We start from the raw sequence: 14,845 nt of genomic DNA, 5'->3' as shown, positions 1-14,845 counted from the left end.
GCCGCTCCCCTCACCCTGGTTGAACCATGGCTGCCCCGAGCGGACGGGACTAAGCCTGCTTGAGGATCTCCTCGTACAACGCGGCCGTGCGGCGGGCCACCGTGTCCCAGCCGAACTCCGAGGCCGCCCGCTCCCGTCCGGCCTCTCCCATCCGCCGGGCCGCCTCCGGGTCGCCGAGCACGGAGTCCAGGGCATGCGCGAGACGCGTCTCGAACTCCTCGTCCACGTCGACCAGCACACCGGTACGGCCGTCCGCCACCACCTCCGGGATCCCCCCGACCCGGGAGGCCACGACCGGTGTGCCGCAGGCCATCGCCTCCAGGTTGACGATGCCGAGGGGTTCGTACACCGAGGGACAGACGAACACGGCGGCGCGCGTGAGGAGTTGGATCACCTCGGGGCGCGGCAGCATCTGCGGGATCCAGAACACCCCGGTACGGGCCCGGCTCAGCTCCTCGAACAGCTCGCGGAACTCCCGGTCGATCTCCGGGGTGTCGGGGGCGCCCGCACACAGCACGACCTGGACGCCCGGCTCGATGTCCCGTGCCGCACGCAGCAGATGGGGAACGCCCTTCTGGCGGGTGATCCGGCCGACGAACAGGACGTACGGGCGGGCCGGGTCGATGCCGTGCCGGGTGAGGGCGTCGGTGCCGTGGTGGGGCCGGTAGAGGCGGGTGTCGATGCCGTTGTGCACGATGTGCACAGCGGCCGGGTCGAGCGCCGGGTAGCAGGCGAGGATGTCCTCGCGCATGGCGCCGGACACGGCGATCACCGCGTCCGCGGCCTCGATCGCGGTGCGTTCGGCCCAGCTCGACAGGGCGTATCCGCCGCCCAGTTGCTCGGCCTTCCAGGGCCGCAGCGGCTCCAGCGAGTGGGCGGTGACCACGTGCGGGACGCCGTACAGGAGCTTGGCGACGTGGCCGGCGAGGTTGGCGTACCAGGTGTGGGAGTGGACGAGTTCGCGGCCTTCGAGGGCGGCGGCGATGGACAGGTCCACGGAGAAGGTGCGCAGTGCGTCGTTGGCGCCGTCGAGCGCGGACCAGGGGCGGTGGCGTACGACACCCACGCCGCGGCCCTCGCCCCAGCTGTGCACCTCCAGGTCGACCAGGGGGGTCAGCTCCCGGGCCAGGAACTCCACATGGACACCGGCGCCGCCGTAGACGTCCGGGGGGTACTCCCGTGTCAGCAGTCCCACTCGCACCCGACAACCCCCTTGTACCGGCGGCAGGTTCCCTTCATGGTCACCCAGAAGCGGCCCCTGGGGAAGAGCGCGGCGGCCGGGGGAAGCAGCAGTCGCCGCAGACCCCGCCGCCGGGCACCCGGTAGTACAGGCAGCAGCTGCGGCGGCGGAACGCGGTGCCGGTGCGGGTGCCGGTGGCGCGCAGGAGGGGGTGGGCGAAGAGTTCGTCCGTCAGGGCACGGGCCCGGTCGGCGAGGTCGGTACGGCCGTGCGCGCGGGACCAGCGGTCCAGTTCGCGGGCGGCTCCGGCGAGTGTGGAGCCCGCGTTGCCCCACAGCAGTCCGGGGGCGCTGCCGTAGCCGTCGCTCAGGGCCCGCGTCAGGGGCTCCAGGTGTCCGTGCAGCACGACGGCCGCGAGCATGGCGGCGTCCCCGGGCAACGGACGCAGTTCGGTCAGGTACAGGTCGTCGGGGGCGGCGGCGAGCGGGTCCCAGCGCAGCAGGTGCGGGCCGAGGTCGGGCAGCCGGCCGTAGCGGACGGCACAGCCGAGGGCCACCGACCACAGCCGGGCGGCCAGGCCCTGCTGGGCGATGGAGGCGGCCACGCGTGGTTCGCCGGTGCGCAGCCGGTCCGCGACCACGGCCACCCGCACCGCCAACGGGTCCGGGCTCACCCGTTCGTAGGTCCCGGCGAGGGTCGGCAGGTGCCCGGGATCCGGTCCGCCGGTGGCTTCGGCCGGGCCCGGCAGTGTGCGCAGGACGAAGAAGCCGCCGAGGGGGCGGAGGGCGGCGAGAGCGGGGTCGAGGTCCACGACCAGTACTGGTATCAGGCGCGTTCCCGGATCCGGGCACGAGGGGTGGGACTTCCGTCACCCGTCGCGAGGATGATCGCGCGGCTGGTGTACTCCATCGGCAGTAGGAGGCATTGAGTGCTCAGGGACGACGACGGGAAGAGCGCGGCCGGGCAGAGTGTTGGCCATGGAAGCCGACCGTACGTCGCGCCGGGCTCAGGGCCCCCGCCGCCCGCACAGGAGACGCCGATGAGCGCCCTCGCGTTGTCCGTGCTGCTGTCGTTCGTGTCGGCACTCGCCTACGCGGCCGGCGCGATCGTGCAGGAGCAGGTGGCGGTCTCCTCCCCCGTCGGCGCGTACCTGCCGCTGCGGCGGGCCGGTTGGTGGGGGGCGCTGGCGCTCAACGGTCTCGGCGGCGTGCTGCACGTGGTGGCGCTGGCCTACGGCCCGCTCAGCCTGGTCCAGCCGCTGGGCGCGCTGACCATCGTCTTCGCCCTGCCCATGGCGGCGCTGTGCGTCGGCCGCAGGGCCGGGGCGACCGCCTGGCGGGGCGCGGTCATGGCCACCGTGGGCCTCGCCGGTCTGCTGGCCCTGGTCGGTTCCTCCGACGGCCACTCCATGGCCATGGGCCAGCGGGTGGCGGTCGCGCTGGTCACCGGGGGTGCGGTCGTGGCGCTGACGTTCGCCGGGCTGGCGGCGCACCGGCACCCGGCGGTGCGCAGCGTGCTGCTCGCCACCGCCTCCGGCACGGCGTTCGGCATGTCGTCGGTGTTCACCAAGACCGTCGCCGTCGACTGGACGCACGGCATCGACTGGGACGACCTGCCGTCCCTCGCGGCGGTCGCCCTGTTCGCGGTCGGCGGTGTCGTGCTGTCCCAGGCCTCCTATCGGGGCGGCGGCCTCGCGGCGCCGCTGGCCACGCAGACCGTGGTCAATCCGGTGCTGGCGGCCGCCGTCGGCATCCTGATGTTCGGTGAGACGTTCCGGCACGGCCGTGAGGGCGCCGCGCTCGCCGTGAGCTGTGGGGTGGTGGCGGCGGGCGGCCTGATCATGCTGACGACCGAGCGGATCGCGCGCGCCGAGCCGCCCGCCCTGCCGGACGGCGGCCCGGAACCGGTGTCCGCGCCGGAAGCGTTCCCCGCCGTGCCCCAGCAGCGAGCAGCGGCGGAGGCCGGGCCGGAGCGGGGCGGGCTTCCCGAGGCCGGCGGCGCGTCCGACGCGCCGGTGCTGCGCAACCTGCTCGTGCCGGGCCCGGTCGGCTGCCGGGTTCCGGGGCCGGGCGCCGGCGGGGAACTGCCGGATGTCCGCTCGTTGCCCTCGTCGTACCTCGCGCTGCCCGCGCGCGTCGGGGCACCGCTGCCGGTCCTGCACGGGCACGGTACGCGCGTCAGACCCTGACCCCGCCGGCCCGCAGATAGGCGAGGGGGTCGATGTCCGTACCGAAGTCGGGTCCGGTCCGCACCTCGAAGTGCAGGTGCGGGCCGGTGACGTTCCCGGTGGCTCCGGAACGGCCGATGCGCTGGCCCGTGGCGACGTTCTGCCCGATCCGCACGGAGATGGCCGACAGGTGGCCGTACTGGGTGTAGCGGCCGTCGGCATGCCGGATCACCACCTGGTAGCCGTAGGCGCCGCCCCACCCCGCGGCCACCACCTGCCCGGCCTCCGCGGCCTGCACGGAGGTGCCCGTCGGCACGAGGAAGTCGACGCCGGTGTGGTAGCCCTTCGACCAGTGCGCGCCGGCCACGTGGTAGCCGGTGCCGATGGGTGCGTCGACGGGGGCGACGAGCGTACGGCCGGTGCTCTTCGTCCGGTGCGGTGCCGTCCTGTGTTCCGAAGGGGCCTTCTTCTGCGGGGACTTGGTGCCGGTGGTGGCCGCGCCACGCAGGCTGAGCCGCTGGCCGGGCAGGATCAGGTCGGGATCGGCGCCGATCGTCCGGCGGTTGCCGGCGTACAGGGCGCGCCAGCCGCCGCGGACATGGTGCTCCTCGGCGATCCCGGAGAGGGTGTCGCCGTGCACCACCGTGTACATCTCGGCCCGGCCGGCACGGGACTGCGGGGTGCTGTGCGCCTGTACCTCCTTCAGGGCGACGCTCCTGGCGGGGCGCGTGCTGGTGCTGTCGGCGTGCAGGCCGGGATCCGTGTCCCCCCGGGTCAGCCCGGCCCGCACCGAGCAGACCGGCCAGGCGCCCGGCCCCTGCCCGTCGAGGACCCGCTCGGCGACGGCGATCTGCTGGTCCCTGGTCGCGAGGTCGGCGCGCGGGGCGTACCGGGTGCCGCCGTACGCCTCCCAGGTGGACCGGGTGAACTGCAGGCCGCCGTAGTAGCCGTTGCCCGTGTTGATGCTCCAGTTTCCGCTGGACTCGCAGGCGGCGACCTTGTTCCAGGTGGAGGCGTCGGCCGCGTCGGCCGGGCCGGCTGCGACGAGCGGGATCGCGAGGCCGGCGCCGCCCGCCGTGACGGTGAGTGAGGCGCGGTTGATCCTGTTCGGCTGGTACCGGCGATGCCGGCCGCGTACGGCCATGTCCGAATTCCCCTCGGCATGCGTCAGGAGGGGGCAAAGGTAAGCGCCGCGAACAGGCCATGACAAGACGGAAAACCGGCCTCCCACAGCCCCCAAGTGGCCGGGAAGGGACCTTCGTTGACCGGACGTCCCGGACGCTGAGGCTTCAGGTGGCCTCGCGCCGTACTGAAGGCATGGCGGGTCGGATGTGCGCTCGCCGTGGCGGCAGGTCAGGATGGTCGCGGAGCCGTGCTGACGGAGCCGTAGTCACGAGGCAGCTAGGGAGCAGGCGGTATGAGCACTTCAGCGCAGATCGGTGTCACGGGCCTGGCGGTCATGGGCCGCAACCTCGCCCGGAACTTCGCCCGCAACGGCTATACGGTCGCCGTGCACAACCGTACGGCGTCGCGGATGAAGGCGCTGGTGGAGGAGTTCGGGCAGGAGGGCGACTTCGTCGGGGCCGAGACCGCCGAGGAGTTCGTGGCGGCGCTGGAGCGCCCGCGCCGCCTGGTGATCATGGTGAAGGCGGGTGAGCCGACGGACGCGGTGATCCGGGAGTTCGCGCCGCTCCTCGAACCCGGCGACATGATCATCGACGGCGGCAACGCGCACTTCGCGGACACCCGGCGCCGGGAGCGTGAGCTGCGCGAGCGCGGCATCCACTTCGTCGGCACGGGCATCTCCGGCGGCGAGGAGGGCGCGCTGCACGGGCCGAGCATCATGCCGGGCGGTTCGGTGGAGTCGTACGACTCCCTCGGCCCGATGCTGGAGAAGATCTCCGCGAAGGCCGCGGACGGCGCGCCCTGCGTCACGCACTGCGGCCCGGACGGCGCCGGGCACTTCGTGAAGATGGTCCACAACGGCATCGAGTACGCCGACATGCAGCTGATCGGCGAGGCGTACCAGCTGCTGCGCGAGGTCGCCGGGTACTCCCCCGCCGAGATCGCGGAGATCTTCCGTACGTGGAACACCGGCCGTCTCGACTCGTATCTGATCGAGATCACGGCGGAGGTGCTGTCGCACGTGGACGCGGCGACGGGCAAGCCGTTCGTGGACGTGGTCGTCGACCAGGCCGAGCAGAAGGGCACCGGCCGCTGGACCGTCCAGATCGCGCTGGACCTGGGCGTGCCGGTGTCCGGCATCGCCGAGGCCGTCTTCGCGCGCTCGTTGTCGGGTCATGCGAAGCTCCGCGAGGCCTCGCAGGGGCTGGCGGGCCCGCAGGCCGTGCCGCTGGGCAAGGAGGAGGCGGCCGCCTTCGCGGACCGGGTGGAGCAGGCACTGTACGCGTCCAAGATCGTGTCGTACACGCAGGGCTTCCACGAGATCGCCGCGGGCAGCGAGGAGTACGGCTGGGACATCGACCTCGGCGCGGTGGCCTCGATCTGGCGGGGCGGCTGCATCATCCGGGCCGCATTCCTGGACCGGATCCGCGCCGCGTACGACGCCCGCGCCGATCTGCCGAGCCTGCTGTCGGACGAGACCTTCGCGCGCGAGATCGCCGCCGCCCAGGACGACTGGCGCGAGGTGCTCATCGCCGCGACGCGGCAGGGTGTGCCGACGCCGGGCTTCGCGGCGGCACTGGCGTACTACGACGCGCTGCGGGCGCGTCGCCTGCCGGCGGCTCTGACGCAGGGGCAGCGGGACTTCTTCGGGGCGCACACGTATCGGCGGGTGGACCGGGAGGGGTCGTTCCACACGCTGTGGGGCGGGGACCGGTCGGAGGTTTCCGCCTGAGGGGTGCTGGTTCCGCCCAAGGTGGCGGGGCCGCATATCGATACGGCCCCGCGCCTGGGGCACATCGGTGCCCGGTGTTGTCAGGTGAGGGGTGGGCCCGGCTCGGGGTTCGGTACCGGCTCCGGGCCCGGTGGGATCGGCGACGGTGACGGTTCCGGGGGGCCTGGGGCCGGAGGTGCCGGCGGTGGGGTCGGGCCGGGGCCCGGCGGTGGTGGTGTGGGCTGGGGGCCCGGCTCGGGCGGCGGGACGGGGCTCGGATAGGGGTCCGGTGTGGTGGGACCCGGACCCGGTGTCGGCCCCGGCGGGACCGGGTCGTAATGCGGGTACGTCATGGCGTCCTCCGGGCAGTCGCTGAACGTCGCCTCTGGACTACTCCCCCGCCTACCCGGCCCCCGCGCGGCCACTCACCCGACAGGACGAGCCGCCGCGCGCTCGGAGCCCCCCGGTCAGGCCCCGACGGCCTGCGGGCTGCGCTGCTGGTCGGAGCCGGGCACCGGCTCCGACGGGTCGGCGCCGAGGGAGACGATCCGGTTGCCGGCGTCGACATGCACGACGCGCGGCTTCAGCTCCCGCGCCTCGGCGTCGGTGACCTGGGCGTAGCTGATGATGATCACGAGGTCCCCGGGGTGCACGAGATGGGCGGCCGCCCCGTTGATCCCGATCACCCCGGACCCGCGCTCGCCCTCGATGACGTACGTCTCCAACCGGGCGCCGTTGGTGATGTCGACGATGTGCACCAGCTCGCCCGGCAGCAGGTCGGCGGCGTCGAGCAGGTCGGCGTCAATGGTCACCGATCCCACGTAGTGCAGGTCGGCCTGGGTGACGGTGGCGCGGTGGATCTTGGACTTGAACATAGTACGCAACATCGGGGCACTCCCACAAGTAGGCTCCCTGCCTGCGTTTTTGCAGGTCAAGGGCTGTTTCCATACCCTACAACGAGTCGCACGTTCGGGCAGCTTTCCCCAGGTTTTTCAGAACTCATGCTGACCACTTGCTGACTTCTCTGACGCATCGTCAGGCGACCGGACGAGGGTTTCGCGCACTCCCCCGTCCCCCACCGCGACGACGGCACAAGCCTACGCAGCACCCTCTCAGGGGCATCCGTGATGACCGTCACTCGGGCGGTCTGGACGGCAGCCAGAGCCAGCGGCGCTTGACCGGGACCCGGACCACGCACCGCCCTAGGTCAGCTGGCCCGAGCGCCTCCATACCGCCCCGCAGGTGCAGGCAGCCAAGGTTTTTCAAAGATCCCGAGTGCCGAACGGGCGCGGCAACATAGCAGCGAATCGCCGGTTAGCCAAACCGGCGATTCTCATGACCATGGAATAGCTCGTCCGGTGACTCTTGGCGGTGACACAGGTCGGGTGTCAAGAACGTTCGAGATTCAGCCAGAGCAGAGCGCGAGCCGATGCAGCGATCACGCTCAGACCAGCCTTTAGGGAGCCATCTTGCCGGCGCAACCGCAGTCACACCCCGTCGAGTCCCACACCGATTTCGACTCCCCACGCCGGCGCCATAGCATCGAGCCGGTCCTCATGGACACTGCTGAGGTCGCTGCGATGCTCAACATGTCGACAAGCTGGGTTTATAGGGAGGCATCGAAACTGGGCTTGAAGGGCTACAAGCTCGGCCGAGGCAGGAACGCCAAAGTCCTGTACAAGAAGGCCGAGATCTTCAAATGGCTGGAGCAGCAGAAAATCCACTAGCCGCTGCCTCGTTTTCCCGTACTTCGCCACCCGCTCAACCCTCCTCCGTGAATCGAACAGCCTCCTTGCCCCGGCGGACAATGGGACACACTCATCCCCGTCGGCGCTCGCGAAGCCGTCAGGGGCCTGGTCAGCGAAATCAGCGCTTGGCGAAGCCGACGAAGATGCCCGGGAGGGTAGCGAACGGTGCAATGACGTCCACGCATGTGTCTAGATCGGCCGCTTCGGCTGCGGGTGCGGTGCGGGACACGAGATCGGCGCGGCTGAGGCCAGCGAGGGTGGAGAAGGTGGCGGCGGACCCGGACCTCGCGTCGAGGTTCCATGCAGATCGCTTGTGACACCACCACGACCCAACCCATCCTGAGGACCGAGATGTGAGCGACTCCCCGCAGGAAACAGGTTCGCCTAGAGGCAGAGGAGCGCCTTGCGCCCGTGGCTGCTGCGGGGACGCCCACTGGACAGGCTGTGCAGCGGTTACGGATCCCCAGCACTGGCGTCGTGACGACTACAGGTCGTGCGGGTCACGCTTGTTGCCCTGGATACGCAGCATGATCACTGTGCGGGGTCTTGGGTCGCCAGCAGGGCCGGGGACGGTGCGGACGTGGACGCAGGCGGGTACTGAGGCCAGTCCGTCGGGTTTGTCTGTGAGGTCCAGGACAACGAGGAAGTTCACGGGCGGGCCGTTGACCTGGTAGGAGATCGCCTGTGGGAGGAAGGCTCTGGTGTAGGCGTCCCAGGAGGGGTTGGCCCAGTCTCGTTTGAGTTCGAGCGTGATCAGCTCGTCGTGGGGGCGCCAGGCGATGTCGACGTGTCCCGCCCCGATGTTGTTGACTTCCAGTTCGACGCGCAGACCCTGGCCGCGGAGGAAATCGCGGAGGTCTCTGCCCATCTCCTTTTCCAGTGGCTTGACTTCGTCCTTTTTGAGGCGGCGGAGGTACTTGCGGGCGTCGCCACCGAATTTCTGCGTCTCGTTGAGCCTCAGGTCCAGGAAGCGGAGCAGGTAGAGCAGCATGCAGTCGATATCGGTGGCGAACTGGCCGGTGTAGCCGTGGGGACACTGCTGTCGCAGATCGGTGCGGGTCTTGCGGTAGGCGGTGGCGATTGCGGGGATTTCATCGACGGGTTCTCGAGCCTGGCGTGCCTGCCACATGTCGGCCAGGCGGAGAGCGAGTTCGGGGGCTGCGGCGAGGAAGCCAGACAGGCGGTCGGCGTCGTCAGGCGGCAGGGGAAGCCCGGCAAGGACGGTTGCCGGGCCTTCAGGTTTTGGGCGGGGGTCCTGCCTTCCGGCTGACAGGGCTTCGCGGAGAGCGGTGGCCTGTTCCCGTACGACCGGGGTCGTGGGGTCCTGGTCGGACTCGGATGCACTGCCGAGTTCGGCGAGCCACTGGTCGAGCAGGGCTAGGCCGCCTTCGCGGGCGAGCAGAGTCTGTTCCACACGCGGGGCCAGTAGGGCGTGCAGGCCCGGCGTCGAGACCGAGGCACCGGGTACGCGTGCCGGGGATAGGGAGCCGTCAGTAGGGGTAAGCAGGTCGAGACTGCGGTGGGCTGTATAGACGTCGACCAAGCTGGTGATGACCGCGGCGGCGTGCAGCCACGACCCTTCTCGGTCAGCCCCTTGGGCGTGGATGAGGGTGTCGAGAAGCTGCTGCCAGCTGGCTAGGGTGTCCAGGCGGGGAGTGCGCCAGCCGGGTGGCAGGCCGAGAAGGTTCAGGCGGATGTCCAAGATCGCGTCCTGGAGCCGGCGGACGGTGTCGTCGGAGACGGTGGCGCCTGTCGTATAGGCGAGGACGGCGTCCAGGGCGGCGCCGAAGCCGACTGCGTCCGGGCGTTCCTCCATGCAAGACGCGTCGCTCAGATATTCGCGGGCTTTGAGGAGCTGGGGGCGGGCCTCGTCAACGGTAGCTGCGGTGAAGGCTTGGCGCAGAGAGAGCATGCCCAGCTCGAAGGCCGCGTCGTCGGCGACGTCGTCGTGGCTGAGGAGACGCTCCAACAGCGGTGGGATTTCCGGGGCCGGAAACTGTTCGGCGAGCGCGCCAGCCACACGGACGGCGCGGGCGGCGAAGTCCTCGTCGATACGTGCCAGTTCCCTGCGCATGCGGCGCAGTCTGTCCACAAGGCCGTGGTGGCTCGCGATGCCAGCCAGGACGAGGCGGGCACAGGCTTCCAAAGCGATACCGCCCATAAGATCCAGGCGGGTGCGGCTCGCGTCCAACCAGACGTCGGCAAGATCCTCACCGAGCACCCGGACGGCATCGGGATGCGTCAGCAGGGCCGTGACGACGTCTTCGAGCAGAAGCGGATCGTCGGGGGCCTCGGCTGCGGCGAGAAGGAAGTCCTGGCCGGTTGGGCTGGCCAGTGTGATGCTCTCGTTGCAGACGAGTGACACCAGAGCGGGCAGGTCGTCGTGGTCCAGCAGTTCGTCCCGGGCATCGGTCAGGAGCACCGGACCGCCAAGTTCGGCCAGGGTAGGCGGGGGTGCGCCGGTACGACGTGCGTCGGCCAACAGGCACAGAGGGTCGGTGGCGGGGCCTGTCATCGTCGTGCCTCCTTCCTGCTGCCGGACCGGTGTGCGCCTTGGACTTTATGCCGGACGCCGCCGGCGAGCGCTCGCGCGGGGCGGGGCTGGCAACCTCACCACAGGCGTTGTCCTGGCGGGGCGAGCCGCAGCTGACCTTCGGGGATGAGGGAGGCCACGTCCTGGCCGCGGGCGGTGGCGATGATGACCTGCAGTTCCGGCGCCATGTCGGTGAGCTTGACCAGGTCCTGCACCATGAGCCGCAGGTCCTTGCTGTCGACTTCCTCGGCTCCAGGGGAATCTACGATCAGAAGTCCAGGGTGCCGGCCGACACCGCTGCGGATGCCGTGCCGCAGCAGCGCCGTCGTGGTGACGATCTTCAGCCGCAGCTGTTCGCCTTCGGTCAGGGAGCCATAGGGGTGCTGCTGGCCGCCCTTCCACACCGTCAGGGTGGCGCCGGTGCCCAGTTCGACACGTTGGAGCATCTCCAGCCCGAGGGCACGGCCCATGGTGACGATGTCCTGCTCAACATCCCGGAGGACTTGCTTCAGCGCCGCGGTCCGGCGGGTGTGCGCGGCCTTCTCCGCCGCCTTGAGGACAGTGTTGGCCACTTCCAGAGGAGTGATGTCGAGGGCGGCGTCCAGCTGGGTGAAGCGGCCCTTTCGCTCGGCGACCGCTCCCTCCAGGCGGGCCACGGCCAGCTCCCCGGCCCGCCGTTCGCCGGTGCCAGGGTCCTTAAGCGCCTCGTTGAGGGCAGCCTCCGCCCGGTTGACGGCGTCGGCTGCGGCCGACGCCCGCGCCTGAGCCGCGGCCAGGGCGCTGGCGGCTTCTTCCGCCTCCTGCTGAACGCCAGCCAATGCCTGTCGCAGAGTCTCCGGCGTGTCCTCCTCTTCCTCTCCGTGAGCGTCATCGTGGTCGGAGGGGTCTGGCAAGCGGGAGTCGCAGAGCGAGCAGTGTCCCTCCTGCTCGCGGGCCCACTGATCCTTGGAAACCTTCGTGTCGCAGCGAGGGCAGATCGTTGGCGTCAGGGTGTGAAAGAACGCCTGGGCCAGCACCGCTTCCTGGGCGGTCTGCACGGCCTGCGCGAGGCTGTGCCGCTGCTCCTCCAAGGTGTCGTGACGCAGACGGCTCGCCGCGAGTTGGCGCTGTGCCTCGCTGGCCGCGGCCGTGGCGTCGGCCAGCGTTCGGTAGGCCACACCGAGGTCGGCTGCGGCCTGACCGTGATCGGGCAACGCCTCCAGGCGGGCGCGTTCGGCGTCCAGCTGCCGGGTCAGCTCGCCCAGCTGGGCCCGCCGTGCCTCGGCGTCGGCCGCCGCCCGCTGGCGAGCGGCGGACAGCTGAGCAGCCACCACCTTCTGGGCCACCGAGGCGGCGACCATGGTCGCCGCCCACGGGGCACCCAGGAACAGTTCCAGCAACCGGGTTGGCAGCGCATTCTTCGAGTCGTTGCCCAACAGATGGCCCAGGCCCTTGCGATTGATGTACAGGCCGCTGGCGTAGGAAGGCCACGACAGCTCTCCGGTGACGGGCAGCGCCTCCACGTCTCCACGGGCCTTCTGCTGGGTACGCAGGGGCTCCAGCCCCAGACGGTCCAGCATGAAGGCGTCCATCGACTCCTCGAACGCCTTGACTCCGTCGAACGAGACCAGGACGACTCCGGTCTGCTGGGAGACCACCCGGCCGGCGGGTATGCCGTCGGTCACCGTCATCTCCACCTTGAGCGGCTCGGCATCCAGAACGAACTCGCAGCGCACGCGGCGCAACCAGCTGCGCACATCGCGCTGCAGGCCCACTCGGCCGCGCAGACACCACAAGATGATCTCAAGGACGCTGGTCTTGCCCGCCTCGTTCTTCCCTGTGGAAGCCAGACACCACACACCGGGCCCGGGCCGCCACTCGAAACGGAAGGGGATGTCGGCTGCGTCCTGCTGCTGGCCGTCCGGAGCAGGCCGGATTCCCTCGAACTCCACGGCTGTGACCAGGATCCGATGCGGACGCGGTAGCGCCGTATGGGCCCTTACCCCATGCTCGGCAAGCACCGCACGCACGACCTCGACCGGCTGCCGGGCCGCCTTGGCGATTTCCGCCAGCCATGCTTCAACCGGGCCCGAGGCATCGTCCTCGTTCTGTGTAGTGCCCTGGCTCACGCTGCCAGCCCCTCCCGTTCGAGTGCCGCCTCCAAGCGCTGTCTCACCCGTGCGGTGATGCCTCCGATGAGCCGGCCTTCCGGAGTGCCCGCATACTCCTCGTGCCCGTACTGCAGTGCCTTCAGCTGTCCCCCGGACATGCCCTGCGCTGCAACGGACACATACGCGGCCTGCTGGTCGTACCAGGCCAGCAGCGGCTCCGTGGTCCGCAGCTCCTGCGCCCGGACGGCACCGGCCTCCAGCAGGTAGTAGTCCCGGCGCCGCACCTTCCCGTCGGATACCCGCCCCGCTCGCCGGATGGCAATCAACTCCAGATGCCGCAGCACACTCAACGCGTTGTTCAACTGCTCGAACGCACCGTGCCGTCCGCGCAGCATCCGGTAGGTGTGCAGCTCCGGTTCTCGCTCCTTCAACACGGCTCGCGCGTCGAGGAGGCGCTCTCCGGACAATCGGCCCTCTTCCCATCCGGAGATGATCAAGTTGGCGAGATAGTCCGGGTTGCGGATGAGGAAGTCGAGCTTCTGCAGCTTCCGCTCTGACTGGATCACCTTGATCGCCGACGGCGGCACGTCTCCGCCGGTATCGCACTCATCACCGAGCCGATCCAGGATGAAAAGCATGCGCACCGCTGTCTGCCCAGTGGTCGGAGCGACGATCCCGAACACCCCCTGATCCAAGCCATCGCAACGTCACGCACCGGCACCGCTTCGCCACCGGACGCATGCGTGCAGTGACCATACAGGCCCAACATCGACATAGGGAGATGTTCAACAGAGACTGCTTTGCCCACCGTCGGCAGCGCCAGCATCGGCTCGGGGACGTACTGGACCATGCCCCGCCGGTTCCGCTGCGGGACTCCGGCGCGGGGCCCGCAGGGACGGGTGGTGTCGGGAGGCGACGGCACGCAGTTCTTCGGACACGGCCCTGATTCCATAGGTCATGAGAGGGTGTACGGCGCTGACATCACGCCCGCCCTCCCAGAGACCCTTCGTCGGCGTACGGAAGGGAATCACGGCTATCCCGCAGGCCGCGAACGGGCCCACCTCGAGATAGCGCGTGCCACCGGTGCCGCAGAGGTAGCCGCGCGCCCGGGTGACCGCTGCGAGGTCGGCGAGTCGCTGCGACCGCTCAGAGCGGGCCGGCAGGCGACTGCTGTACAGGATGCGGCCCTTCCACCCCATCAGGTTGAGAAACATCCGCGTGGACGCCTCGGCCACATCGGCGATCTTGTCCGTTCGCTGGAACTGGACCAGCACGTTGTCCAGCTCGTGCCTGAAAGTCCGCCAATCAGGGCAGCTCTCGTAGCGCTGCGCGAGCATGTGCATGACTCGTCGACATGATCGTTCCGGGTCAACCAGCACGGCGTCCTGAATGACGGTCGACCGACCATGAGGAAGGTGGGTAGGGATCGAGAGCCATTGACGTCGGCTTGAGTGGGACATGCTGGCCAGCCGGGCACGGTGCTGGTAGTCGCGGCGGGCGAACTGGACGTCGTCGAGCACGATCCAGTGGTCCGCCGCGAACAACTTGGCCAGGGTATTCAGCCGCGGCAGGAAGTTCGGCTGGTGGATCGCACACAGCCCGCCGGGCGCGGGAAGGTCATGAGGCGATGAGTCTGCTGGTGAATCCGGCACGGATGAGGGACTCGTACGCGGCATGTACGTCCTCCGGGACATGCTGCTCGACGGCGAACCCGAGCTTCGGGTACTCGATGACGCGCTGGAGGTCGCCGACGAGCATGTCGATGACGAGCTTCTCGTCGCCGATGCTCTTGAGGTAGTCGTCGAACTCCATGGGCTCCGAAGCGCAGATCACCTCGACCTCTGGCCAGAGCTTGCGGGCGGTGGCGAAGGAGCGGCGCTCCATGTAGGGCTTTGAGACAAGCAGCACGGACTTCGGCGTGATGCCGGCGGATGCGAGGACCTCGCGTGACAGGGTGATGTTCTGGCCGGTGTTGCCGGCGTTCGGCTCCACGAGGATTGCGCTATCCGGCACACCGAGGGCGAGGGCGTTCTCACGGAAGTGCACGGCTTCCCCACGGGGGAACACCTTGGCTGTGGTCGGGCTGTTGCCGCCGGTGAACACGAGGGTGGGGAACAGGCCAGCGCGGTACAGCTCGGCGCTGAAGGCGGCCACGCCAAGGTCGTGACTGCCGAGCCCGATCGCGACGTCGACGGGGCTCACGTCGTGATGCATCTGGTGGAAGTCCCAGACCAGCTTGGCCTTGCTGATCTGCTCCTCGGTGATGGCCGGCTGGTTGTCGGTCACTCGCT

General features: G+C 69.9%; 12 protein-coding genes. 3 read left to right on the top strand and 9 right to left on the bottom strand.

Going from position 1 to position 14,845, the window contains the following annotated elements; all coding sequences use genetic code 11:
- Positions 1 to 49: 49 nt before the first annotated feature.
- The gene (gene glgA, locus ACWC2T_RS18575; RefSeq protein ID WP_450671402.1) at positions 50 to 1,201 is read right to left on the bottom strand and encodes a glycogen synthase; all 1,152 of its coding nucleotides are present in this window, start codon (positions 1,199 to 1,201) and stop codon (positions 50 to 52) included.
- A gap of 40 nt (positions 1,202 to 1,241) precedes the next feature.
- Positions 1,242 to 1,991, bottom strand: coding sequence for a (2Fe-2S)-binding protein (locus tag ACWC2T_RS18570; protein ID WP_450671401.1), 750 nt, complete (start codon positions 1,989 to 1,991; stop codon positions 1,242 to 1,244).
- Between the two features lie 228 nt (positions 1,992 to 2,219).
- Between ACWC2T_RS18570 and ACWC2T_RS18565 the strand changes: the two genes are divergently transcribed.
- Positions 2,220 to 3,368 carry a DMT family transporter gene (locus ACWC2T_RS18565; protein ID WP_450671400.1) on the top strand — a complete coding sequence of 383 codons (1,149 nt, stop codon included), beginning with the start codon at positions 2,220 to 2,222 and terminating at the stop codon, positions 3,366 to 3,368.
- On the opposite strand, the gene ACWC2T_RS18560 is transcribed toward ACWC2T_RS18565, so the two are convergent.
- On the bottom strand, positions 3,358 to 4,491 hold the full coding sequence (locus ACWC2T_RS18560; protein WP_450671399.1) for a transglycosylase family protein: 1,134 nt from the start codon (positions 4,489 to 4,491) through the stop codon (positions 3,358 to 3,360). The genes ACWC2T_RS18565 and ACWC2T_RS18560 overlap by 11 nt on opposite strands.
- Positions 4,492 to 4,764: 273 nt before the next feature.
- On the opposite strand from ACWC2T_RS18560, the gene gndA reads away from it, so the two are divergent.
- On the top strand, positions 4,765 to 6,204 hold the full coding sequence (gndA, locus tag ACWC2T_RS18555; RefSeq protein ID WP_450671398.1) for an NADP-dependent phosphogluconate dehydrogenase: 1,440 nt from the start codon (positions 4,765 to 4,767) through the stop codon (positions 6,202 to 6,204).
- Positions 6,205 to 6,650: 446 nt separating this feature from the next.
- Here the strand turns inward: gndA and panD are convergent, their stop codons facing one another.
- Complete coding sequence (gene panD, locus ACWC2T_RS18550) at positions 6,651 to 7,070, bottom strand: aspartate 1-decarboxylase (protein ID WP_450671397.1); 420 nt, start codon at positions 7,068 to 7,070, stop codon at positions 6,651 to 6,653.
- 669 nt (positions 7,071 to 7,739) lie between these two features.
- Here panD and ACWC2T_RS18545 point away from each other — a divergent pair.
- The gene (locus ACWC2T_RS18545) at positions 7,740 to 7,910 is read left to right on the top strand and encodes a helix-turn-helix domain-containing protein (protein ID WP_450671396.1); all 171 of its coding nucleotides are present in this window, start codon (positions 7,740 to 7,742) and stop codon (positions 7,908 to 7,910) included.
- A 505-nt stretch (positions 7,911 to 8,415) separates the two neighbouring features.
- Here the strand turns inward: ACWC2T_RS18545 and ACWC2T_RS18540 are convergent.
- The 5 genes from ACWC2T_RS18540 to ACWC2T_RS18520 all read right to left on the bottom strand — a co-directional run bounded on the left by ACWC2T_RS18540 (position 8,416) and on the right by ACWC2T_RS18520 (position 14,840).
- The gene (locus ACWC2T_RS18540; protein WP_450671395.1) at positions 8,416 to 10,446 is read right to left on the bottom strand and encodes a hypothetical protein; all 2,031 of its coding nucleotides are present in this window, start codon (positions 10,444 to 10,446) and stop codon (positions 8,416 to 8,418) included.
- Positions 10,447 to 10,541: 95 nt separating this feature from the next.
- Complete coding sequence (locus ACWC2T_RS18535) at positions 10,542 to 12,572, bottom strand: hypothetical protein (protein ID WP_450671394.1); 2,031 nt, start codon at positions 12,570 to 12,572, stop codon at positions 10,542 to 10,544.
- Positions 12,569 to 13,237, bottom strand: a complete 669-nt coding sequence (locus ACWC2T_RS18530) for a hypothetical protein (protein ID WP_450671393.1) — start codon at positions 13,235 to 13,237, stop codon at positions 12,569 to 12,571. The genes ACWC2T_RS18535 and ACWC2T_RS18530 overlap by 4 nt, the downstream gene beginning before the upstream one ends.
- Before the next feature lie 102 nt (positions 13,238 to 13,339).
- Positions 13,340 to 14,230 (bottom strand): WbqC family protein, encoded by an 891-nt coding sequence (locus ACWC2T_RS18525; protein WP_450671392.1) that lies wholly within the window; start codon positions 14,228 to 14,230, stop codon positions 13,340 to 13,342.
- A complete protein-coding gene (locus ACWC2T_RS18520; RefSeq protein WP_450671391.1) occupies positions 14,172 to 14,840 on the bottom strand; it encodes a YdcF family protein in 669 nt (222 codons plus the stop codon). The genes ACWC2T_RS18525 and ACWC2T_RS18520 overlap by 59 nt, the downstream gene beginning before the upstream one ends.
- Positions 14,841 to 14,845 lie beyond the last annotated feature (5 nt).

This window comes from Streptomyces sp. NPDC001393 (assembly GCF_053597455.1).
This window is presented reverse-complemented; position numbering and strand designations above follow the sequence as displayed.

Bases quoted from the DNA above. Each gene is read 5' to 3' on its own strand.
- ACWC2T_RS18565 (WP_450671400.1), top strand. From the start codon at position 2,220: ATGAGCGCCCTCGCGTTGTCCGTGCTGCTGTCGTTCGTGTCGGCACTC.
- ACWC2T_RS18525 (WP_450671392.1), bottom strand. From the start codon at position 14,230: ATGCCGCGTACGAGTCCCTCATCCGTGCCGGATTCACCAGCAGACTCA.
- ACWC2T_RS18545 (WP_450671396.1), top strand. From the start codon at position 7,740: ATGGACACTGCTGAGGTCGCTGCGATGCTCAACATGTCGACAAGCTGG.
- ACWC2T_RS18560 (WP_450671399.1), bottom strand. From the start codon at position 4,491: ATGGCCGTACGCGGCCGGCATCGCCGGTACCAGCCGAACAGGATCAAC.
- panD (WP_450671397.1), bottom strand. From the start codon at position 7,070: ATGTTGCGTACTATGTTCAAGTCCAAGATCCACCGCGCCACCGTCACC.
- gndA (WP_450671398.1), top strand. From the start codon at position 4,765: ATGAGCACTTCAGCGCAGATCGGTGTCACGGGCCTGGCGGTCATGGGC.
- ACWC2T_RS18540 (WP_450671395.1), bottom strand. From the start codon at position 10,446: ATGACAGGCCCCGCCACCGACCCTCTGTGCCTGTTGGCCGACGCACGT.